The 20,650-nt window shown below is 62.5% G+C and carries 19 protein-coding genes and 2 tRNA genes; 12 read left to right on the top strand and 9 right to left on the bottom strand.

Annotated elements, in window-relative coordinates:
• Window positions 1-3: 3 nt before the first annotated feature.
• A complete protein-coding gene (gene hemB, locus NCN05_RS10745; protein ID WP_250398076.1) occupies window positions 4-1,005 on the bottom strand; it encodes a porphobilinogen synthase in 1,002 nt (333 codons plus the stop codon).
• Between the two features lie 39 nt (window positions 1,006-1,044).
• A complete protein-coding gene (locus tag NCN05_RS10740; protein WP_250398075.1) occupies window positions 1,045-2,031 on the bottom strand; it encodes a DnaJ C-terminal domain-containing protein in 987 nt (328 codons plus the stop codon).
• Window positions 2,032-2,156: 125 nt separating this feature from the next.
• On the opposite strand from NCN05_RS10740, the gene NCN05_RS10735 reads away from it, so the two are divergent.
• Window positions 2,157-2,558, top strand: a complete 402-nt coding sequence (locus tag NCN05_RS10735) for a vitamin K epoxide reductase (RefSeq protein ID WP_250398074.1) — start codon at window positions 2,157-2,159, stop codon at window positions 2,556-2,558.
• 1 nt (window position 2,559) lies between these two features.
• Window positions 2,560-4,236 (top strand): SulP family inorganic anion transporter, encoded by a 1,677-nt coding sequence (locus tag NCN05_RS10730; RefSeq protein WP_250398073.1) that lies wholly within the window; start codon window positions 2,560-2,562, stop codon window positions 4,234-4,236.
• Here NCN05_RS10730 and NCN05_RS10725 read toward each other — a convergent pair.
• Together NCN05_RS10725 and aroQ are read right to left on the bottom strand one after the other, a co-directional pair.
• The gene (locus tag NCN05_RS10725) at window positions 4,224-4,928 is read right to left on the bottom strand and encodes a MiaE family protein (RefSeq protein ID WP_250398072.1); all 705 of its coding nucleotides are present in this window, start codon (window positions 4,926-4,928) and stop codon (window positions 4,224-4,226) included. The two genes, NCN05_RS10730 and NCN05_RS10725, sit on opposite strands and share 13 nt — an antisense overlap.
• A complete protein-coding gene (gene aroQ / locus NCN05_RS10720) occupies window positions 4,925-5,365 on the bottom strand; it encodes a type II 3-dehydroquinate dehydratase (protein WP_115010304.1) in 441 nt (146 codons plus the stop codon). Before aroQ ends, NCN05_RS10725 begins: the two co-directional genes overlap by 4 nt.
• A gap of 84 nt (window positions 5,366-5,449) precedes the next feature.
• On the opposite strand from aroQ, the gene NCN05_RS10715 reads away from it, so the two are divergent.
• Window positions 5,450-5,531 (top strand) — tRNA-Tyr (locus tag NCN05_RS10715).
• A gap of 10 nt (window positions 5,532-5,541) precedes the next feature.
• A tRNA-Thr gene (locus tag NCN05_RS10710) sits at window positions 5,542-5,613 on the top strand.
• Between the two features lie 32 nt (window positions 5,614-5,645).
• Here the strand turns inward: NCN05_RS10710 and NCN05_RS10705 are convergent.
• Window positions 5,646-7,076, bottom strand: coding sequence for a glycoside hydrolase family 13 protein (locus NCN05_RS10705; RefSeq protein WP_250398071.1), 1,431 nt, complete (start codon window positions 7,074-7,076; stop codon window positions 5,646-5,648).
• A 51-nt stretch (window positions 7,077-7,127) separates the two neighbouring features.
• On the opposite strand from NCN05_RS10705, the gene glpK reads away from it, so the two are divergent.
• Together glpK and NCN05_RS10695 are read left to right on the top strand one after the other, a co-directional pair.
• Window positions 7,128-8,633: a glycerol kinase GlpK gene (gene glpK, locus NCN05_RS10700; RefSeq protein WP_250398070.1), complete on the top strand. Its 1,506-nt coding sequence runs from the start codon at window positions 7,128-7,130 to the stop codon at window positions 8,631-8,633.
• Window positions 8,626-10,203, top strand: coding sequence for a glycerol-3-phosphate dehydrogenase/oxidase (locus NCN05_RS10695; RefSeq protein ID WP_250398069.1), 1,578 nt, complete (start codon window positions 8,626-8,628; stop codon window positions 10,201-10,203). The genes glpK and NCN05_RS10695 overlap by 8 nt, the downstream gene beginning before the upstream one ends.
• Here the strand turns inward: NCN05_RS10695 and NCN05_RS10690 are convergent.
• A complete protein-coding gene (locus NCN05_RS10690) occupies window positions 10,146-11,807 on the bottom strand; it encodes an alpha-amylase family protein (protein ID WP_250398068.1) in 1,662 nt (553 codons plus the stop codon). The genes NCN05_RS10695 and NCN05_RS10690 overlap by 58 nt on opposite strands.
• Before the next feature lie 84 nt (window positions 11,808-11,891).
• Between NCN05_RS10690 and NCN05_RS10685 the strand changes: the two genes are divergently transcribed.
• Window positions 11,892-13,241 (top strand): aldehyde dehydrogenase family protein, encoded by a 1,350-nt coding sequence (locus NCN05_RS10685; RefSeq protein ID WP_284500644.1) that lies wholly within the window; start codon window positions 11,892-11,894, stop codon window positions 13,239-13,241.
• 99 nt (window positions 13,242-13,340) lie between these two features.
• A complete protein-coding gene (locus NCN05_RS10680; RefSeq protein WP_250398066.1) occupies window positions 13,341-14,369 on the top strand; it encodes a LysM peptidoglycan-binding domain-containing protein in 1,029 nt (342 codons plus the stop codon).
• A gap of 6 nt (window positions 14,370-14,375) precedes the next feature.
• On the opposite strand, the gene NCN05_RS10675 is transcribed toward NCN05_RS10680, so the two are convergent.
• A complete protein-coding gene (locus NCN05_RS10675; protein WP_250398085.1) occupies window positions 14,376-15,836 on the bottom strand; it encodes a RecQ family ATP-dependent DNA helicase in 1,461 nt (486 codons plus the stop codon).
• Between the two features lie 69 nt (window positions 15,837-15,905).
• Window positions 15,906-17,009, bottom strand: coding sequence for a hypothetical protein (locus NCN05_RS10670; protein WP_502988814.1), 1,104 nt, complete (start codon window positions 17,007-17,009; stop codon window positions 15,906-15,908).
• A gap of 41 nt (window positions 17,010-17,050) precedes the next feature.
• On the opposite strand from NCN05_RS10670, the gene NCN05_RS10665 reads away from it, so the two are divergent.
• Both NCN05_RS10665 and NCN05_RS10660 read left to right on the top strand, forming a co-directional pair.
• Window positions 17,051-17,260: a photosystem I reaction center subunit IV gene (locus NCN05_RS10665; protein ID WP_006851563.1), complete on the top strand. Its 210-nt coding sequence runs from the start codon at window positions 17,051-17,053 to the stop codon at window positions 17,258-17,260.
• Between the two features lie 5 nt (window positions 17,261-17,265).
• The gene (locus tag NCN05_RS10660) at window positions 17,266-18,102 is read left to right on the top strand and encodes a DNA-formamidopyrimidine glycosylase (RefSeq protein ID WP_250398065.1); all 837 of its coding nucleotides are present in this window, start codon (window positions 17,266-17,268) and stop codon (window positions 18,100-18,102) included.
• On the opposite strand, the gene mtnA is transcribed toward NCN05_RS10660, so the two are convergent.
• Window positions 18,093-19,106 carry an S-methyl-5-thioribose-1-phosphate isomerase gene (gene mtnA / locus NCN05_RS10655; protein WP_250398084.1) on the bottom strand — a complete coding sequence of 338 codons (1,014 nt, stop codon included), beginning with the start codon at window positions 19,104-19,106 and terminating at the stop codon, window positions 18,093-18,095. The genes NCN05_RS10660 and mtnA overlap by 10 nt on opposite strands.
• A 50-nt stretch (window positions 19,107-19,156) precedes the next feature.
• Between mtnA and mtnB the strand changes: the two genes are divergently transcribed.
• Window positions 19,157-19,774, top strand: coding sequence for a methylthioribulose 1-phosphate dehydratase (gene mtnB, locus NCN05_RS10650; RefSeq protein WP_250398064.1), 618 nt, complete (start codon window positions 19,157-19,159; stop codon window positions 19,772-19,774).
• Complete coding sequence (gene mtnC, locus NCN05_RS10645; RefSeq protein WP_250398063.1) at window positions 19,774-20,508, top strand: acireductone synthase; 735 nt, start codon at window positions 19,774-19,776, stop codon at window positions 20,506-20,508. Before mtnB ends, mtnC begins: the two co-directional genes overlap by 1 nt.
• Window positions 20,509-20,650: the final 142 nt, after the last annotated feature.

The following is a 20,650-nucleotide window of genomic DNA, read 5'->3' as shown; positions in this document are numbered from 1 at the left end:
GGATCAAGCCTCCTTCAACCAAGCCGCTGCATCGCAGGCGTGGTACGTGAGAATCAGATCAGCACCGGCGCGCTTGAAGCTCAGCAACGTCTCCAGCACAACGGCCTTTTCATCGATCCAGCCCCGCTCCGCCGAGGCCTTCACCATCGAATACTCACCACTAACGTTGTAGGCAGCAATGGGGAGTTCCGACTCCTCGCGCAGTCGGTGGATGATGTCGAGATAAGCCAAACCTGGCTTCACCATCATGATGTCGGCGCCCTCCTGCTCATCGAGCTGGGCTTCGGTGATGGCTTCCCGAGCATTGGCGGGATCCATCTGATAGGTGTCTTTGTTTTTGGGAATCGGCTTGCTGCCGGCGGCACGGGGAGCGGAATCGAGGGCCTCACGGAAGGGGCCGTAGTACGCAGAGGAGTACTTCGCCGTGTAGCTGATGATGCCCACATGTTCGAAGCCTTCGTCGTCGAGGGCTTCACGGATGGCACCGACCCGGCCGTCCATCATGTCGCTGGGACCGATCAGATCAGCGCCCGCTTCAGCCTGCACAACGGCCTGCTTGCAGAGCAGTTCAATCGTCTCGTCGTTGAGGACCACGCCGTCCTCGCTGACGATCCCGTCATGACCATCGCAGGAATAGGGATCCAGGGCGACGTCGGTCATGATCGCCATCTCGGGGATGGCTTCCTTGATCTGGCGGATCGCCCGTGGAATCAGGCCATTGGCGTTGAAGCACTCAGCCCCATCTTCGGTCTTCAGTCCCTCAGACACCTTGGGGAAGAGAACGATGCAACGCACCCCAAGGTCGTAGGCACGCTGCACTTCGCCGGTGAGGGCCGCAAGGCTCCAACGGCTGGCACCAGGCATGGCAGCGATTGGCTCCACCTCAGTGCCTTCATGCACAAAGAGGGGATAGATGAAGTCTGCAGCCGAGAGGCTGTGCTCACGCACCATGGCGCGTAGGGCGGGCGTACGACGAAGACGACGGGGGCGGTAGGTGAGCTCCATCAGACCCAAACACAAGGTGTGATCGTAAGGGTCACCCGATCAGAGGGCCGCCGAACGAAGCCACTCTTGACGTGGATGGTCCGTGCGCTTGGCACGCAGTTGCTCCAACAATCGACGCTCCTCCTCACTCCACGAGGCAGGCATGGCCAGCGTCAGCGTGAGCAGGAGGTCACCGCGACCGGTCTTCGACGGCCAGCCTTTGCCCTTCAGCCGCAGACTGCGGCCCGGGGCGGTGCCGACCGGAATGCTCACCTGGGCCTCACCATCGGGCGTCATCACCGAAACCATGCCTCCAAGGGCCAGTTCATCGAGGCTGACGGGGAGATCGGCCCGCAGCTGATCCGACTCCAGGCGCCAGATCGGGTGGTCCTGAATCTTGAGGTTGAGGTAGAGATCGCCCCGACGTCCGGTGCCCGGTTGCAGGTTGCCCTTGCCCTTCAACCGCAGCCGCGAGCCATTCTTCACTCCAGCAGGAATGCGCACCTGAACGCGCTCGTTGTTCACCGAGAGGCTGCGTTCACCACCGCGAAAGGCCTCTGAAAAGGTCACATTCACCGATGCTTCGGCATCGAGATTCACCGGAGGGCGTGAAGCCTGGGCACCACGCGGGAAACCGCCCCCTGCGAATCCCCCGCCGGGAAATCCGCCCCCAGGGAAACCACCCCCTTGGAAGCCACCGCCGCCTGGACCACCGAAACGGCCCAACAGGTCGTTGATGAAATCGTCGAAATTGCCGTAGCGACCGAAGTCGACGTCCATACCGGGTGCGGCTCCCCCGCCCATGCCTCCGGCCTGGTTCCAGTATTGGCCGAATTGCTCATAACGACGCCGTTTCTCGGGGTCGGAGAGCACTTCGTAGGCCTCACTGATCTCCTTGAACCGCGCTTCAGCCTGGGCATCACCAGGGTTGACGTCAGGGTGGTATTGGCGCGCCAGGCTGCGAAAGGCTTTCTTGATGGCATTGGCATCAGCGCTGCGATCAACACCGAGCACCTGGAAATAGTCCTTGTATCCGCTGCCTGCCATACCAATCCAGTGGTAATCCCAGTTTCACCGCAACAGGGCTTGCGTTGTTGCTTCCGCATGGAGGGAAGCCCGAACGCCTTAATGCGACCTAGCTTCAGGCCAACCACTGCATCAGCATGAGGAGCATGGCTTCATCCCTGCTGGCATCCGTGCTGGTCGCAGCTGGCGGAGCTGTTGGTGGCCCGCCTGGTTCGGCCGCTCCCTGGGCCAGCACGCTCGGAGAGCCCCTGCACGACTCAAGCCACCAGGCCCTCGAACTGACGCAACATCTCAAGGCGATGGGGGCCAAGTTTTACGGCGCCTGGACCTGCCCGGCCTGTTTCAAGCAGATGAACCTGGTCGGCAAACAGGCCGGAGCGGACGTGACCTATGTGGAATGCCGCAAGCCGAAGCAGCTGCCGGAGCAAGCCGAAGCCTGCAACGCCGCCAAGATCCGGGCTTATCCCACCTGGGTTCTCCCCGATGGGCGCCAAAAAGTTGGCGTTCAATCGTTGGAAGCCCTGAGCCGCTGGAGTGGTCTGAACTGAGATGGAACTGATTCACGGCCTGCATCAACGCAACATCCGAGGCGACCTTCTCGGAGGATTGACGGCCGCCGTGGTCGCGCTGCCCCTTGCCCTGGCCTTCGGCAATGCCGCTTTGGGGCCAGGCGGCGCCATCTACGGCCTGTATGGCGCCATCGTCACCGGATTCCTGGCGGCCTTGCTCGGGGGAACGCCTTCCCAGGTGAGCGGACCCACAGGACCCATGAGCGTCACCGTGGCGGGGATCGTCTCCAGCCTGGCCGCCATCGGCATCAGTCGTGATCTCAATGCCGGCGAGATGCTGCCGTTGGTGATGGCCGCTGTGGTGATCGGTGGTGTGTTCGAAACCCTGCTCGGGGTATTGCGGCTGGGGCGCTTCATCACCCTGGTGCCCTACTCGGTGGTCTCCGGCTTCATGTCGGGGATCGGTTTCATCATCCTGGTGCTGCAACTTGGGCCCTTCATCGGGGTGAGCACCAGGGGCGGCGTGGTTGCGTCCCTGGGTTCGCTGATCGATTCCCCCAGCTGGAATCCAGCCGCGCTCGCCGTTGGATTGATGACACTCGCTGTGGTGTTTCTGACCCCCCTGCGGATCCGCCAATGGGTGCCAACGCCTCTGCTAGCGCTGCTAATTGTGACGCCGTTGTCGCTGCTGCTGTTCAACGACAACCGACTGCTGGAGCTGGGCCTTGAACCCATCGCCCGGATCGGAGCCATCCCGGAGGGGGGCTTGCAACTGGTGGTTCCCGATTTCAGTCAGCACCTGCTGGAGCTGGTGAAAGCCGGCATGGTTCTCGCCCTGCTCGGGGCGATCGACTCGTTGCTCACCTCACTGGTGGCCGACAACATCACCCAAACCAACCACGACTCCAACCGTGAGCTAATCGGCCAGGGCATTGCCAACACCGCGGCCGGGTTCCTCTCGGGCCTTCCCGGTGCCGGAGCCACCATGCGAACGGTGATCAATATCAAATCCGGTGGTCAGACGCCCTGGTCGGGCATGACCCATTCCCTGGTGCTGCTGCTCGTGTTGCTGGGGGCAGGCCCTCTGGCAGCACAGATCCCCACGGCGCTGCTGGCGGGAATCCTGATCAAAGTCGGCCTCGACATCATCGATTGGGGCTTTCTACTCCGCGCCCATCGCCTGTCGGCGAAAACGGCTGCACTGATGTACGCCGTGCTGTTGATGACGGTGTTCTGGGACCTGATCTGGGGGGTTTTGGTGGGGATGTTCGTGGCCAACCTGTTGACCGTTGATGCGATCACGCGGTCCCAACTGGAGGGCATGGAAGAGGACAACCCTTCCGATGCCACGGATGCACTGCACGCCAATCTCTCCCCGGAGGAGGAAGCCCTGATCCTGCGCTGCGGCAAGGCCTTGATGCTGTTCCGGCTGCGCGGCCCTCTGAGTTTCGGCGCCGCCAAGGGAATCAGTGCCCGAATGGGCTTGATCCAGAGCTACAGGGTTCTGATCCTTGACCTCACGGACGTGTCCCGCATCGGTGTCACCGCAACCCTGGCCATCGAGCGCATGGTGGAGGAAGCACGATCGGCGGGCCGCATCCTGTTGATCGCCGGAGCCAACGACACCCTCGAACAACGGCTGCGCCAATTTGGCGTGGAGGGGGTTCTTCGGCCATCCAGGCTGGAGGCCTTGCAGGAGGCGGCTCAGCTGATCTGACTGCATTCCTGTGGGGCATCCACACCACAGGAATGCATGCGCACGTCTTCAGGGCGTTCTAACTCCCCTTCCAGCGCCTTCACTTCGGCAAGGGCCAGCACTTCGAGGCGTTCAACGATCAGCTCCCGCGGGTAGCGCTGCTCACACAACACCCAGTACAGGCCGAAGTGGCGGGCTTCACTCGCCAACAGATCGCTGTAAAGCTCCCGCAACTGAGGATCCGGGCTGTGCTCCGCCAGCAGGGCCATGCGCTCATGGCTGCGGGCTTCGATCAGACCCGCCACCAGGAAGGAGTCGAGCATTCTCTGCGGCTCACCTTTACGGATCTGCCGGACCAGATCAGCGCCATAACCCGGGGAAGGCAGCGGTTCCAGGTAGCGCCCCCGGGCCTTGATCAACGCCAGCACCTGCTCAAAGTGCTCCAGCTCTTCCCGCGCCAGAGGGCTGAGGGCTTCACCCAGACCCGGTTCGCAGAGGTAGCGGAACATCATCTGCACCGCAGCTCCGGCAGCCTTGCGTTCGCAGTGGGCGTGATCGATCAGCACCTCCATCGGCCTGGCGTTGGCCTGCTCCACCCAGCTCCAGCTGGTGGGCGCAGCCAACCAGCGGATCGACGCCACTGTCTTTGAAGGAACTGTCTTGGTGGGAGCTGTCTTGGAGGAAACAGTTTGTGCTGGAGCAGTGCTGGTCATGCGTTCCGGCGCAGATGGCTGAGCAATCCGCTCAAGGCAAGGCTGTAGCTAGCGGGTCCGAAGCCGCAGATCACACCCACAGCGCGCTCAGCCAGAAACGAGTGATGGCGGAACTTTTCCCGTGCATGGGTGTTGCTGAGGTGCAATTCCACATAGGGAATCGCGACGCCAGCCAGGGCATCACGGATGGCGATGGACGTGTGGGTGTAGGCCCCGGCGTTGATCAAGATTCCATCGCAGCGGCCCATGGCCTGGTGAATCCGGTCCACCAGGGCACCTTCGAAATTGCTTTGAAAGCAGTCCAGCTGCACTGATTCCTGCTCCGCCTCTCGGGTCAGCGCCGCTTCGATATCGGCCAACGAGGAATGGCCATAGATCCCCGGCTCACGCTGGCCCAACAGGTTCAGGTTCGGCCCGTTCAGCAGCAGAACGTGCATGGCTGGAGATCAAATCAGCTCGGCAGATCGTATCGAGATCGTGGGGAAGGTCACACCGACTGGTAAGTTCTTGCGGTGTGGTTCGGGTCGGTGCCCGAGTGGTTAATGGGGGCGGACTGTAAATCCGCTGGCTCTGCCTACGTTGGTTCAAATCCAACCCGGCCCATCCTCCACATGCCCTTGTAGCTCAGCGGTAGAGCACTCCCTTGGTAAGGGAGAGGTCTCGAGTTCAAGTCTCGACAAGGGCTTTCTTCCTCCCCTCGGCACCAGGGGAGTGGGGTTACGACCCCAGAACAGCCGCAGATTGTGGCCCGACACCCCGGCTGTCGACAGTCCCCAGGGTCCAAACACAGGAACATCCCGGCTCGATGGTCAGGGGAACAGGGCTGGAGCGATTGCGGTTGATCACGACCCGCAGGCCATCGGCAACACCCTCCAGCACGTCCGCCCCTGGGGCTGACCAGCGCAGACCGTCCCTGCGCAAAACCCCATGGGCAGAGCGGAGTGCTGCGAGGGACTGGATGAAGGAGCGGAGATCAGCAGGCCAAGGAACGTCCCAGGGATAGGCCTCACGGCAGGCCGGTCCAGGACCGCTGGAGGGGCCTGGTTCAGGACCACCCGCCAGGGCAGCTTCCGTGCCGTAATAAATGCATGGCGCTCCCGGATGGAGGAAGAGCAGCAGCAGGGCCAACTTCAGGGCCGCAACGTCGTTGTTGAGGCTGTGAAGGGCCCGGGGCACGTCATGGCTGTCGAGCAGATTCATCTGGGCCCTGTTCACCACCTCCCGGTAGGAACCCGTTGTGGTCGTCCAGATGGTCAACAAAGCCTGCCCATCCAGGGGGTCGAGGGGATAGTCGGAATTGCGGTAGTCCCCCCGCAACGCTTCAGCGGCGGCCCAGCAAAGGCTGCTCCATCCCAACCGGTAATTCATCACGCCATCGAAGTGGTCGCCCTGCAGCCAGGGGGTCGCATCACCCCAAACCTCGCCAACAATCCAGGTCTCCGGGTTGGTGGCCCGCACCATCTGCCGGAACTCAACCCAGAAGTCCGCCGGCACCTCGGCAGGGACGTCGAGACGCCAGCCGTCAATCCCCTGCTCGAGCCAGTGACGGCCCACCGCCAGCAGATGCTCCCGAACCCCAGGATTGGCATGGTTGAACTTGGGTAGATCCGGCAAGGCCCACCAGCCGTCGTAACCGCAGTCCTCGCCAGGGCCGGGATAGGGCTGCAGGGGCCAACGGTGCACATGGAACCAATCCCGGTACGGCGAATCCGCACCGTTTTCCACCACGTGATGAAAGGCCCAAAAGCCGCGGCCGCAGTGGTTGAACACCCCATCCAGAACCAACTTCATGCCGCGCTGATGCACAGCATTGATCAATTGCGTGAGTGCGGCGTTGCCCCCCAGCAGGGGATCCACCTCGAAGTAGTCGTAGGCGTGATAGCGATGGTTGGCGGCTGAACTGAAAATCGGCGTGAGGTAAAGGCAGGTGATGCCCATGCCTTGAAGCTCATCCAGGGCATCGATCACGCCATAGAGATCCCCGCCCTGGAATCCCTCCTCGCAAGGGTCGGAACCCCATGGCTTCAAGGCGAGATGGCGCTGAGCCTCGACCCGCCCACTGCGCCGGAAACGATCGGGAAAGATCTGATAGATCACCGCATCGGCCACCCAAGCAGGTGGGTCTTGAAACGGCGTGGTCGCTGCCAAAACCTTTGCAGTCAGCCATCTCCTGGCTAGCAGGAGAGAAAGACCTTGGCCATGGCTGAGCAGCCTCTCCTTCTGGCCCTCGATCAGGGCACCAGCAGCTCCAGAGCCGCGCTGTTCAGCAGCTCCGGAGATCTGGTGCTCAGCGCCAGTGCACCGCTGCCGATTTCCTACCCCGCCGATGGATGGGTGGAACAGGACCCGATCGAGATCTGGACCAGCCAGCGGCAGGCCCTGGTGCAGCTCGATTCGAAGCTCAGTGAGGGGCAGCGCAAAGCGGTGGTGAGCTGCGGCATCACCAACCAACGGGAAACCACCGTGCTCTGGCGCCGCAGCAGTGGCCTCCCCTGCGGACCGGCCCTTGTTTGGCAGGACGGCCGCACCGCCGCCATCTGCGACGCCTGGAAGCAGCAGGGACTGGAGCAGGAGTGGTGCCGGCGCACCGGTTTGCTGCTCGACCCCTACTTCAGTGCCAGCAAGATCCGCTGGATGCTCGACCACTACGACGACGCCCAGGCTGCCGCAGCCAGCGATGACCTCTGTTTCGGAACAGTGGAGAGCTGGCTGCTCTGGCAACTCACCGGCGGCCAGCGCCACGGCAGTGACATGAGCAATGCCAGCCGAACGCTGCTGATGGACCTGGAGCAGCAGCACTGGGTGGATGACTTCCGAGAGCCCACAGGGCTCCCCGCCAACGCTCTGCCCGAACTGCTGCCCTGCCGCGGCGAGTTCGGGCGCATCACTCCGGACCTTCCCTTCGCAGGCCTACCAATCCAGGCGATGCTCGGCGACCAACAGGCCGCCACCCTGGGCCAGCTCTGTCTGCAGCCCGGAGAAGGCAAGTGCACCTACGGCACGGGAGCCTTTCTGGTGATCAACACCGGTGACGTCATCCGCCGTTCGGATGCGGGGCTGCTCAGCACCCTGGGATGGACCGATGCCGCCGGAACACCCAGCTTCTGCCTCGAGGGAAGTCTGTTCAACGCCGGCACTGTGATCCAGTGGCTCCGGGATGGGCTGCAGATCATTGATCAAGCTCCCCAGGTGAACGAACTGGCGCGTTCGGTGCCGGATTCAGGGGGGGTGATGCTCGTGCCCGCCTTCACCGGCTGGGGGACACCGCACTGGGATCCCCAGGCACGCGGTGTTCTGGTGGGCCTCACGCGTGACAGCGGACGCGGTCACATCGCCCGCGCTGCACTTGAGGGGATCGCCCTGTCGGTAGCGACGTTGGTGGAGCTTGCCGAACAGGCCCTTGGGAGCGGCTTGGGTGAACTGGCGGTGGATGGTGGCGCCGCGGCCTCCGATCCTCTGCTGCAGGCGCAGGCGGATTGCACCGGTCTGACGGTGCGGCGACCCGCCAGCCTCGAGAGCACCGCCCGGGGGGTGGCGCTGTTCGCAGGCCTCCAGGCGGGGGTGATCAGCGACCTGGAGCAGCTCGCAACCGCAAGGAGGGACGGAGCGGAATTGTTCCACCCGCAGATGGATGCATCCCAGCGCGACCGCTGGCGCACACGCTGGCAAGACGCCGTCTCCAGAAGCCTGGGGTGGCATGGCTGATCACCAGGTGGACCTGTTGGTCATCGGCGCCGGTGCCAGCGGTGCCAGCGTGGCCTATGAGGCAACACGACGGGGGCTGAGCGTGGCCCTGCTCGAGGCCGGAGACATCGGCGGTGGCACCAGTTGCCGCAGCACGAAGCTGCTCCATGGCGGGGTGCGCTACCTGGAGCTGGCCTTTAAAACTCTGGACCTGGCCCAGCTGAGGCTGGTGCGGGAAGCCCTGCTCGAACGGAGCCACTGGTTGACCCAGGCACCGTTCCTGGCCCAACGACTCGAGCTGGCCCTGCCCACACAACAACTCTGGGGACAGGCCTACTACCGACTTGGTCTGGGGATGTACGACGCCCTGGCCGGTCAGCGAAGCATCGGCCACAGCCGACTGCTGTCCCAGCAGCAAATGCGTCAGGCCCTGCCTCTGCTGAAGCCGTGTCAAGGCGGCGTGGCCTACAGCGACGGGCAGTTCGACGATGCACGCCTCAACCTGCTGTTGGCCCTCACCGCCGAACAACGGGGGGCAACCCTGCGCACCCGTTGCCGGGTGGTGGAGCTGGAGACCGACAGCACGGGCCAGCTCAAGGCCGCCATCAGTGAATCCGCCACAGGCCAACGGGAACGCTGGTGCGCCTCAGCATTTGTGAATGCCACGGGCATCCGGGCGGATGAGATCCGCCGGATGGCGGAGGCTGATGCTCCCCCAAGGCTGCTCACCAGCCGTGGGGCCCACATCGTGCTGGAGCAGAACCTCTGCCCTGAAGGGCTTGGGCTTCTGGTGCCATCCACCGCGGATGGACGCGTCCTGTTCATGCTGCCCTTCCACGGCCGCACCCTGGTGGGGACGACGGATGAAGCCTGCACCAAGGAGAACGCCACATCCCCTTCTGCAGAGGAGGAGGCCTACCTGCTCAACTACGTGCGTGATTGGTTTCCCCAGCTCCAGCATCCGCAGGTGAGCAGCCGATGGGCGGGGGGACGGCCATTGCTGAAGCCAGCGGACCAGGGCATGGACAGCAGCCGTGTGGTGCGGGAACACGAGGTAGAAACCCTGGCCTGCGGCCTGGTGAGCGTGATGGGGGGCAAATGGACCACCTGCCGGCCGATGGCTGAAGACACCCTGACCGCGGTGGAACGCCAGCGTGGAAAGGCGCTTCCCACCCCTGAAGCAATGCCACTGTGGGGTGCAGCGGAGTCGCTGAGAGCCACCCAAGACGGGCTCCGCCGCCAGAAACACCAACTCGAAGCCCTTCTTCCCGACACCGCCCTCAGAGCGGCACAAGTCGCGCATCTCCAAAGCACCTATGGATTGGAGGCAGTGGCCTTGATCGAAGCCGCGGAGCCCAGCCGACGCGAACCCCTTAGCCCGGTGATCCCTCTCTGCGGCGCAGAACTGGACCATTCGATTCAGCGGGAACATGCGCGAAGCAGCAGCGATGTGCTGGCCCGCCGCTGCCGTCTGGCCATGGTGGATTTGAACGAGGCCGAACGACTGAGGCCTCAGGTGGAGGAGCTGCTGAATCAGGCGGGCGTGGCTGCGGGCTCCACTTCTCCGATCAACCACCAGTTGAATCCATAGGGCGGAAGGTTCACGAACCACTCCGCCGCAGCGGGCGGGAATTCACAGCCCCACATCACCTCACGGGTGCGCTGACCAGCCCACTCCGACAGATCCAGACTGAGCGAGGCTCCGGCTGCGGTGACATTGGCGGCCACGAGCACCGTCATCGCCTCGGTGCAGCGGAGATACACCAGCACTCCGGGGTGGGGGCTGTGCAGCAAGCGGAAGCTTCCATGCCGCAGTGCTGGCAGCAGCCGGCGGCAGGTGAGCATGCGCCGGTGCCAATTCAGCAGCGACCCCGGCAGCTGCTTCTGCACCTCCACATTCACCACGCGGTAGTCGTAGCCGGGAGCGGTGATCGGGGGCAGCACCAACAGCGGATCAGGAGCCGTGGAGAAGCCACCGTTGCGGGCCGGCGTCCAGGCCATCGGCGTGCGGTTTGGATCACGGTCCCGCAGACCGGGCCAGTCGCCCATACCCAGTTCATCGCCGTAATACAGGCAGGGCATCCCTGGAAGGCTGTAGAGGAGCCCATGCAGCAACCGGTTGGAGCGTGGATCGCCATTGAGAAGAGGAGCCAGGCGTCGGTTGATGCCCCAGTTCAACCAATGCCCCTGTCCCTGGGGCAGGCCCACCCGGATGGTCTGAATCACCTCATCGCTGATGAGATGGCCATCCCCCAACCAGAGTTCATCGTGATTGCGCAGGGGCAGGGCCCAGCGAGCACCAGATACCGCCTGCTCGGCTTGCATCAGACACTCCCCGAGCTGCTGGGTGCGGCCACTAGCAATGGCGGCAAACAGATGGGCGGTGAGCACGAAGTTGAACGCTCCATGCAGTTCGTCATCCGACAGGTATGGAGCGGCCTCCTCCACCGGCTGAATCGCCTCTCCCAGCAAGAGCACATCACGGCCATGGGCATCCACCCGCTCCCGCAATCGCTTGAGGAAGGCGTGGGTCTCCGGCAACCCCTCGCAGCGGGTGCCCTCTGACTCGAACAGGAACGGAACCGCATCCAAACGGAACCCGTCAACGCCGCGATCCAGCCAGAAGTCGACCACCTCCAGCATCGTGTCCTGCACCCAGGGATTCTCGTAATTGAGATCGGGTTGATGACGCAGAAAACGGTGCAGGTAGTACTGCTCGGCAACCGGATCCCACTCCCAGTTGGAAGCCTCGAAGTGCCGGAACAGAACCGGTGCCTCGGCGTAGCGCTTGGGGTCGTCGCTCCAGACGTACACATCCCGTTCAGGACTGCCCTTGGGAGCCCAGCGGGCCCGCTGGAACCAGGGATGCAGATCACTGGTGTGGTTCAGCACCAGATCCAAAATCACGCGCATGCCCTGGCTGTGGGCCGCCGTGAGGAACCGATGGAAGGAGGAGAGATCGCCCAGGTCTGGATGGATTCCGGTGAAATCGGTGATGTCGTAGCCCCCATCCCGCAGGGGGGAGGGATAGATCGGAGTCAACCAGAGGGTGTTGACCCCCAGCCAGCGCAGATAGGGCAACCGCGCCGCAAGCCCCTTGAAATCACCGGTGCCATCGCCATTCCCATCGGAATAGCTGCGAACGATCAGCTGGTAGATGACCGTTCCTGACCACCACGGAAGCGCTGGGGTCATCCCCCGGTTGCAGATTCACCACTGCTAGACCCGACTGGCCTGATCGTCAGCCCTGTGGCCCTCACCCAAACGCAACTGAGCCGGATGAAGGAGCTCGTAGGGGCTGGGCTGACCCGTCCCCTGGCCTGGCGCCGAGAGCAATTGCAACGGCTCTCCGCCCTGGTGGAGGAGCACGAATCGGAGGTGCTCGAGGCCCTCGCCGCCGACCTCGGCAAACCACCCACCGAAGCCTTTTTTGAGCTGGTGGCCCTGCGACAGGAGCTCAAGCTCACTGGCCGGCAGCTGGAGCGGTGGATGCGACCGCGCCGCGTGGGTGTGCCTCTCTCACTGCGCCCCGGCCAGGCCAAGGTTGTGCCGGAACCACTCGGGTGCGTTCTGGTGATCGGACCTTGGAACTATCCCTTTCAACTGACGCTGCGGCCCTTGATCAGTGCCCTGGCTGCTGGCAACACGGCCGTGCTCAAGCCTTCGGAACACGCCAGTGCCATCGCGGATCTGATTGCACGGCTGATTCCTCAGCACTTCGAGCCTGAGGTAGTGCAGGTGGTGCAGGGAGATGGTGCCGTCGCAGCCAACCTGGTGGCCATGCCCTTCGACCACATCTTTTTCACCGGTGGCGGCAGCATCGGCCGAAAGGTGCTGGAGGGGGCCGCTGCCCACCTCACACCGGTGACCCTGGAACTGGGGGGCAAGAGCCCCGCCATCGTTCTTGAGGGGGCTGACCTCACGGTGGGAGCGCGACGTTTGATCTGGGGCAAGGGGATCAATGCCGGCCAGACCTGCATCGCTCCAGACCATCTACTGGTGCCACCCGCCCTGCATTCACCGCTGCTGAAGGCGATGGAGGAGGCCCGAACGGAAATGTATGGCTCCGATCCCCTCAACTCGAATCAGCTGGGGCAGATCATCAATGAACGCCAGTTCAATCGGCTGGAGCAGCTGCTGGAGTCCGCCAGAGCGGATGGGCGCATCCTGATCGGAGGTGAAATCAGCCGGGAGCAGCGGCGCATCGCCCCCACCGTGATTCGTGTGGATGACCGCAATGATCCGCTGATGGCCGAGGAACTGTTCGGACCTCTCCTGCCTGTGCTGGTGCTGGACAACCTCACCACAGCCCTTCAGGAGATCCGCCAGGGCCCCAAACCGCTGGCGCTGTACTTGTTCGGCGGTAGTGAAGCCCAGCAACAGCAGGTGCTCAACACCACCAGCTCAGGCGGGGTCTGCCTGAACGATGTTGTGATGCAGGCCGGGGTGCCACAACTGCCCTTCGGCGGCGTCGGCGCCAGCGGGATGGGCAGCTACCACGGCCAAAGCGGCTTCGACACGTTCAGCCACCACAAGGCGGTGCTCAAGCGCCCCTTCCGCTTTGATTTCAAGCTGCGCTACCCGCCCTACAAGGTGGATCTCAACCTGCTGAAGCGGCTGGCGGGATAAGGCGCGCGAATCACCAGCACATCCCTTCTGCAGCAAGTGCTCTGGGGGGCTGGCGCTTTACCCCAGGCACCGTATGTTGCGGGCATCTGCCGGAGACGAATGCGCCGTACCGCTCTTGCCGCCCTGCTGCTGACGGCCTGGTTCCCCCTGTCAGCAACGGCTGCCTCGGTGACGGTGCGGTCCGGAGAAACACTTTCCGATATCGCCAACCGTTATGGGGTGAGCGTCGGCACGCTGATGCGGATGAATGGGATCCGCAATCCAGACCTTGTTCAAGCCGGAAGCCGCCTGCAGTTGCCAGGCCCCACCGTGACGGCAGGCTCGGGCCGCCATCGCGTCAACAGCGGGGAAACCCTCAGCAGCATTGCCAGCCGATACCAGGTCCGCAGTCGCGACCTGATGGCCCTCAACAACCTGCGCAATGCCAACCACGTTGAGGTCGGCCAGACCCTGCGACTTCCCAACAATGCCGTGATGCCCCGTCCGGCCTTCAAGCCGGTGGCTGTGAGCCCGATCCCGGGAGCCACGGAACACACCGTTGCCAAAGGGCAGACCCTCACGCAGATCGCCAAGGCCTACAAGCTGCCGGTGGCCACCCTGATCAGCATCAACCAGCTGAGTGACCCCAACACTGTGGAGGTGGGCACGCGCCTCTACCTGACCGATCCCTCCTTCCAGACAGCCATCACCACCCAAGCGCAGCCGGCAACAACAAAACCGGTTCAAGCCAAGGCCAAGTCCGTCCAAACCAAGCCAGTCCAAACCAAGCCAGTCCAAACCAAGGCAGTCCAAACCAAGGCAGTGCAAACGAAACCGGTTCAGGCCAAAAAACCAGTGGTCAAGGCCAAGCCGGTCGAGGCCGCCAAGCCCAAGCAGACCCTGGCCAAATCGGCTGACTGGCGCACCTATGGCCCGCTCCAGGTGGACTGGGGCAACTGGCAGGCCATGGGTGGCAGTCAAGTGGTGCCCACCCTCAATGCCCAGGGGCAAGCGCTTTATCTGGCTGTGAACTGTTCCGCCAAGAAGATCAATGCCACCGGTGCCGATGGGAGCTGGAAAACCTGGGAAGCACCGAAGAACCGCTTCGAAAAAGACCTGGTGAAGGACCGTTGTCAAGTCAAGGTCTGATCTGAATCAGGCGGCGTAATCGAGCGGCCAGGGGGAATCCAGGAATCTCCGGCCGCTTTCGCGGAGATACAGCCGCTGAGCACCGTCGTTGCTTTCCTGGATCAACTCCTCTTGCACGAGCCGACGGGCCAACCAGGTCCAGCGGTCATGGCGTCCAGGTTCATGCAGAGCCAGGTGCTCTCCAAGGCGACGCATCTCCGTGCCGTCCTGCTCGGCCAGATGGGCCAGGAGCGTTTCCACCTGAGCTGTCCAGTCGCGTCGTTTGGGGGACTCCACGCAGCGATCGCAGCGACCACAGGGACCCACCAACTCGCCGACAGCCAGCAGCAAGGCCTGTTCACGGCACATTTCACCCTCAGCAACAGCCTCCATGCGACGCAGCTGCTGCTGAGCCAGGTCCAAGCGGCGACGATCCTCCAGGGAATCGCTGCCCCGGGTCGAGGCCCGCATGGCCCAGCCCAGGCTGGTGCGATCACCCGGCGAAAACAGCACCTGGCAATGGGCCGGCTTGCCGTCTCTGCCGGCGCGGCCCGATTCCTGCAGATAGCCCTCAGGTGTGGCCGGCAGATCGAGATGAAGCACCAGACCCACATCGCCACGGTCAACGCCCATGCCGAAGGCCACCGTCGCCACCAGAACGGGCCGCTCGTGCTCAAGAAACAGCTTCAGAGCCTGCTGGCGGGTCTCCGGATCCAGACCGGCGTGATACGGCGTTGCCGCCACCCCTTGGTCAGTCAGACGTTCCGCCCACTGCTCCACCGAACGACGGGTGCGGGCATAGATCAGCGCAGCACCACGTGACATCTCCAGTGCCTCCAACACCTGCGGCATGGGGTCCCTGGGGCGCCGCTGCATCGTGTAGTGCAGGTTGTCCCGGCGGGCCGAACTCACCTGCACGAGCGGGCGACGCAGATCCAGCAGGCGAATGATGTCGGCCCGCACCCTTGGGGCTGCCGTCGCGCTGAGGGCCAGCATCGGCACTCCCGGGCAGAGGCTGCGGATCTGGCCCAGGCGGCGGTAATCGGGGCGGAAGTCATGCCCCCAGGCACTGACGCAATGGGCTTCATCCACCGCCAGGGCCACCAGTCGGCCCTCCCTGGCATGACGTTCCAGCATCAGCCGAGTCTGCTCACCCTGAAGTCGTTCCGGCGCGATGTAGAGGAGTCTCAGCGTGGCGTCCTGCAGCTGCTCCAGGGCCTGCTGTCGTCGAGCTGGCTCGAGTCCGGCATGCAGACAAGCCGCAGCGATTCCCCGTCGCTGCAGGGCCATCACCTGGTCCTCCATCAGCGCCACCAACGGTGAGATCACCACCACCAGGCCCTCGCGCACCAAGGCCGGCAGCTGATAGCAGAGCGACTTACCGCCACCGGTGGGCAGAACCGCCAGCGCGTCCCGACCAGCAAGCACAGCATCCACCACGGGCCGTTGCCCGGGGCGGAAGCCATCCCAGCCGAAGTGGGTCTGCAGTGCACGCTCGAGCGAAGCCAGAACACACCAGATGTGGAGGCTTCAGATTATCGAGCACAAGATCTGGAGTCAGGCCAGCGGTGGCGGATCCAATTGATCGGGGGACTCCTCCACCAGCTGGAGCCGCACCCGCTTGCCACCCGCGAGCTCTCCCAACGACACCCGCAAGGTGGCACCGCTGAGTGTCTGCAGAGCATTCAGCACATCGCGCAGGTAGGGCGTGCTGCTTCCGCTTTCAACCCAGAGCCGCTCCTGAAGCCCCCCCAAGCGCCGCCAGGAGGTGTGCAGCTTCAGCACCGCCGACTCAAGGGCCTGGGCCTGGCCCACCGCATCAGCCAGCAGGCCGAGGGCATCCAAGCGCTGGGCCTCCTGCATGGCGCGGTCCAGGTCCAGTTCCCCCTGCTGGAAAGCCCGCACTGCAACACCCGACTCGGTTGCCTTGGTGATCCAGCGTGCTGTGCTGGTGACGTCCTTGATCCGGTCGAGTTCAGGCTCATCGCGGAGCACCTTGCGCAGATCTTCCTGCTGCGGCTCAGGAAGCTTGGCCAGTTCCCGCACCAGAGGGGCCACCGCACGGGGTGGCAGCAGGTTCTCCTGGGTGCGCTGACGAATTTCCTCCGGCAGCAAAGGGCTGGTGGCCGCCGTGAATTCATCCGTGAGGCGGCGCACCTGCTTGCGGGTGATTTCCTGCCCCTCGTTGGCGGCTTCGGAAATCATCAGCTGCACTTCGGGAACCGCCTGAGCGGTTTCCATGAAGGCCCGCTTGGAGAACTGATTGACGCTGCTCTCTTCCAAGGTGCCGTCGCTGAGCATGCTGTCGGCGGATTCCGCCAGTTGAATCAAGCCGTAAGCACGGGTCTTGCTGATTTCCCGCTCCCGCAGCCACTGCAGAAATCCTGCGCCCCGGGCTTCACCGCCTCGCTTCTCCTTGTCCCGCACAGCGCGGAGGATGCGACCGCGCCAGATCTCGGTCTGGAGATCAAAGCGGTCGCAGACGGCCCAGGCCTGTTCCAGCCGAGCCAGAAATTCCATCGTGCTGATGTCGTCCTGCTCCGGGTCCGGCAAATCCAGCTGAAGCAGCGACGGATCTGGATCAAGGGCGATGGAACTGGTCAAAGGGACGCTGATTACGAAGGGACGACATTCTGTGACGCAGCGGTCATCACCCTCCATTCCACGAGATACGCTCCGATTGCATCTCCTTATGCCCAGCGATGGCGATCACCCGCGGCGCCAAGGTGCGCATCAAGCGTCCTGAGTCCTACTGGTTCAACGAAGTTGGCACCGTTGCCTCCATCGACACCTCGGGTATCCGCTACCCCGTTGTCGTTCGCTTCGAAAAGGTCAACTACAGCGGCCTGCAGGGCGTTGACGGTGGCATCAACACCAATAATTTCGCCGAAGCGGAACTCGAGCCGGCCTGAGGCCGTTGCCTGAACTCCCTGAAGTCGAGACGGTCCGTCGGGGACTGGCAGACCGTCTTGTCGACTTCAAAATCGCGCAGGTTGAAGTCTGCAGGCCAAGGGCCATTGCCAGCCCTGGAGGTCCTGATCAGTTTGTTGCTGGCCTCTGCGGAATGACTGTGGGGCAGTGGCAGCGCAGAGGGAAATATCTGATGGCAGCCCTGGCGCCCAAAGGCGGTGTTTGGGGTGTGCATCTGCGCATGACCGGCCAATTCCAATGGCATGAGCAGCCCTCAGAACCGTGCAAACACACGCGTGTTCGCTTCTGGAACTCAAAAGAGCATGAGTTGCGCTTTGTGGATGTGCGCAGCTTCGGAGAAATGTGGTGGGTTCCTCCGGGCCAACCGATGGAAGAGGTGATCACAGGCTTAACGCGACTCGGGCCTGAACCCTTCAGCACCGACTTCTCCGCCAGTTATCTGAAGCAGAAACTCAAGGGCAGCAGCCGACCGATCAAAACAGCGCTGTTGGATCAAGCCCTGGTGGCTGGAGCGGGAAACATCTACGCGGATGAATCCCTTTTCGCTTCAGGCATCGCCCCTTTCACGCCCGCAGGGCAGCTGGAGATCAAACAACTAGAGAAATTGCGGGATGCCCTGGTGAATGTTCTCACCATCAGCATTGGAGCAGGTGGCACCACCTTCAGTGATTTCCGCGATCTCGAGGGGGTGAATGGCAACTATGGCGGCCAGGCCTGGGTCTACCGACGTGGAGGAGAACCCTGCCGCAGCTGTGGAACGCCCATTCAAAGGGAAAAATTGTCGGGCCGAAGCACCCACTGGTGCCCGACCTGTCAAAGCTGATTGGACAGCGGAAGCGCAGAGAGAACCTCCCGATAGGGAGGACGAAGCACGCCGAATTCGGTGATGAAACCTGTCACCAGATGAGCCGGAGTGATGTCGAAAGCAGGGTTCCAGGCCTGGGCCCCAGGAGCTGCAACCTCCACTCCTCTCACGTGGGTGATCTCCTTTGCATCGCGTTGCTCAATGGTGATCGCGTCCCCGTCAACCGTCGCTCGATCAATGCTGCTGCCAGGTGCGCAGACATAAAAGGGAATGCCGTGGGCTCGGGCCACAAGCGCCAGGTTGTAAGTGCCGATTTTGTTGGCGACATCGCCATTGGCGGCAACACGATCACAGCCCACCATCACGGCGTCGACCTCACCCCGCCGCATCAGCAATCCGCTTGCACCGTCGACGATCACGGTGCAGGGCACCCCAAGACAGCCCAACTCCCAGGCCGAAAGGGCAGATCCTTGCAAGCGGGGACGCGTTTCATCCAGCCAGGCATGGCACAGCAGGCCACGGGCATGGGCGGCTGCAATCACACCGAGGGCGGTACCAACGCCTCCCGTAGCGATGGCACCCGTGTGGCAATGGTGCAAGACCCGGCACCCCTGAGCCAACAGGGAAACGCCATGATCCACCAGCCGCTGGGTCAAAAGACGATCCTCCTGCTGAAGCGCAGCTGCCACACCGGCGAGCGCATCAACATCAACTGGAGCGGCGGCTCCCATGGCCGCCTGCATCCGATTGAGGGCCCAGCCGAGGTTGACCGCGGTTGGCCGTGATGCACGCAGGCCTCGGATCGCAGTGGGGAGGTCATCTCCGGAGCGTGCCGCCAGAACAACCCCCCAGGCGGCCGCAATGCCGATCGCGGGTGCACCGCGCACAGCCATGGAGGAAATCGCCTCAGCAACCTCCTGCCATCGGTGCAATTGCAAGCAGACCACAGCAGCGGGAAGTTTTCGCTGGTCCAGCAACTCCAGGTGATCACCGCTCCAGCGGCAACTGGGGGGAAGCGTCAATACACGTGGGCCGCTGTGTCCTGTATAGAAGACGGAGGGATCAGCGGATTGTGACCGCAAACCAAACCCAGCGCGAACAATTGACTGAGGTGATGCAGGGCATCCACCAACGCGGCTGGTGCGATGGCACAGGAGGGAATTTCAGCATGGTGCTGCAGGATGAGCCCCTGGAGTTGCTCATGGCACCCAGTGGTGTGGACAAGGGGCAGGTACCTGCCGATCAGCTGATTGTTGTGGATGGGCAAGGCAAGGTTGTTACGGGCAAGGGAAAAGCCAGTGCCGAAACAGCGCTGCATCTGCGCATTGTTGAAGCAACCCAAGCTGGAGCTGTACTGCACACCCATTCCGTTCCCGGAACGGTGTTATCCCGCCATTACGAAAACACAGGAGGGATTGTCTTGGAGGGCTGGGAAATGCAGAAAGGCCTGGTCGGAATCCACACTCACGCCAGCAGCATCACCATCCCCGTGATCAGCAACAGACAGTCGATGGATGAGCTGGGCGAAGCCGTCGCACCCTTTCTGGAAACATCGCCCTACGGGTTTCTGGTGGCCGGGCACGGCCTTTACGCGTGGGGGGCTGACCTGGATGCAAGCAAACGACACCTGGAAATCCTGGAATTTCTCTTGAAGGTGAGATTGACCCAAATGCAGATTGGAGATCAATGATGAATCAACAACATCTTCTGCTCGACATCGAAGGAACAACATGCCCAGTGAGCTTTGTCAGCGACGTTTTGTTCCCCTTCGCCAAGCAAGAACTGAGCCACTACATCAAACAACACTGGAACAAAATCCCTCACAACAAGCCAATCCAAGCCGCCAAGAAGGAATGGCTGGATGACCAATCTCCCGAAAGCAAGCAGATCAAACAGCAGGTTGCAAAGCGGGAAACAGAGGAGATGGACGGATTAGTTCAATACCTGAAACACTTGATTAGCATCGACAAAAAGTCAACAGCACTGAAAGATCTGCAGGGGAAAATCTGGGAACACGGGTACAACAACGGACAACTCAAATCTCAACTGTTCCCAGAAACCGCGGAATGCCTGCGCCAATGGCACAGGCAAGGATTAACCTTATCCGTCTATTCATCGGGCAGCATTCAAGCTCAAAAACTGCTTTACAGGCACAGCCCTGCGGGTGATCTTGAAAAACTTTTCAGCCACTGGTTTGACACCCATACAGGCCCCAAAAAATCCACGGAGAGCTACATAAGAATTGCCGAGCAGCTCCATAGCTCGCCCAACAAGATTTGGTTTGTAAGTGACAACGGAGCGGAGTGCGATTCCGCTCGTTCGGCAGGAATGCACACCCTCTTCAGCCTTCGCGACGGCAACCCTGACCGAGACCCACGGGATCACAAGGTGGTTCAATCACTCCGCGAGGTAATGTTCACCTAAGAGTAGAACAATAGCCAACAAAAAAGCCACCTCGAGATGAGGTGGCTTCTTCGTGGGTGGTGATGGTGATCGCTTCAGCAATCAGCACATCATCAACCTATTTGGAGAATGTTTTACCTGGCATCGAGCTATTTTCTCAGGG

The organism is Synechococcus sp. MU1651 (assembly GCF_023630635.1).
Classification (GTDB): Bacteria; Cyanobacteriota; Cyanobacteriia; order PCC-6307; family Cyanobiaceae; genus Parasynechococcus.
Note: the sequence above shows the minus strand (reverse complement) of the source record. Positions and strands in the feature narration are given on the sequence as shown.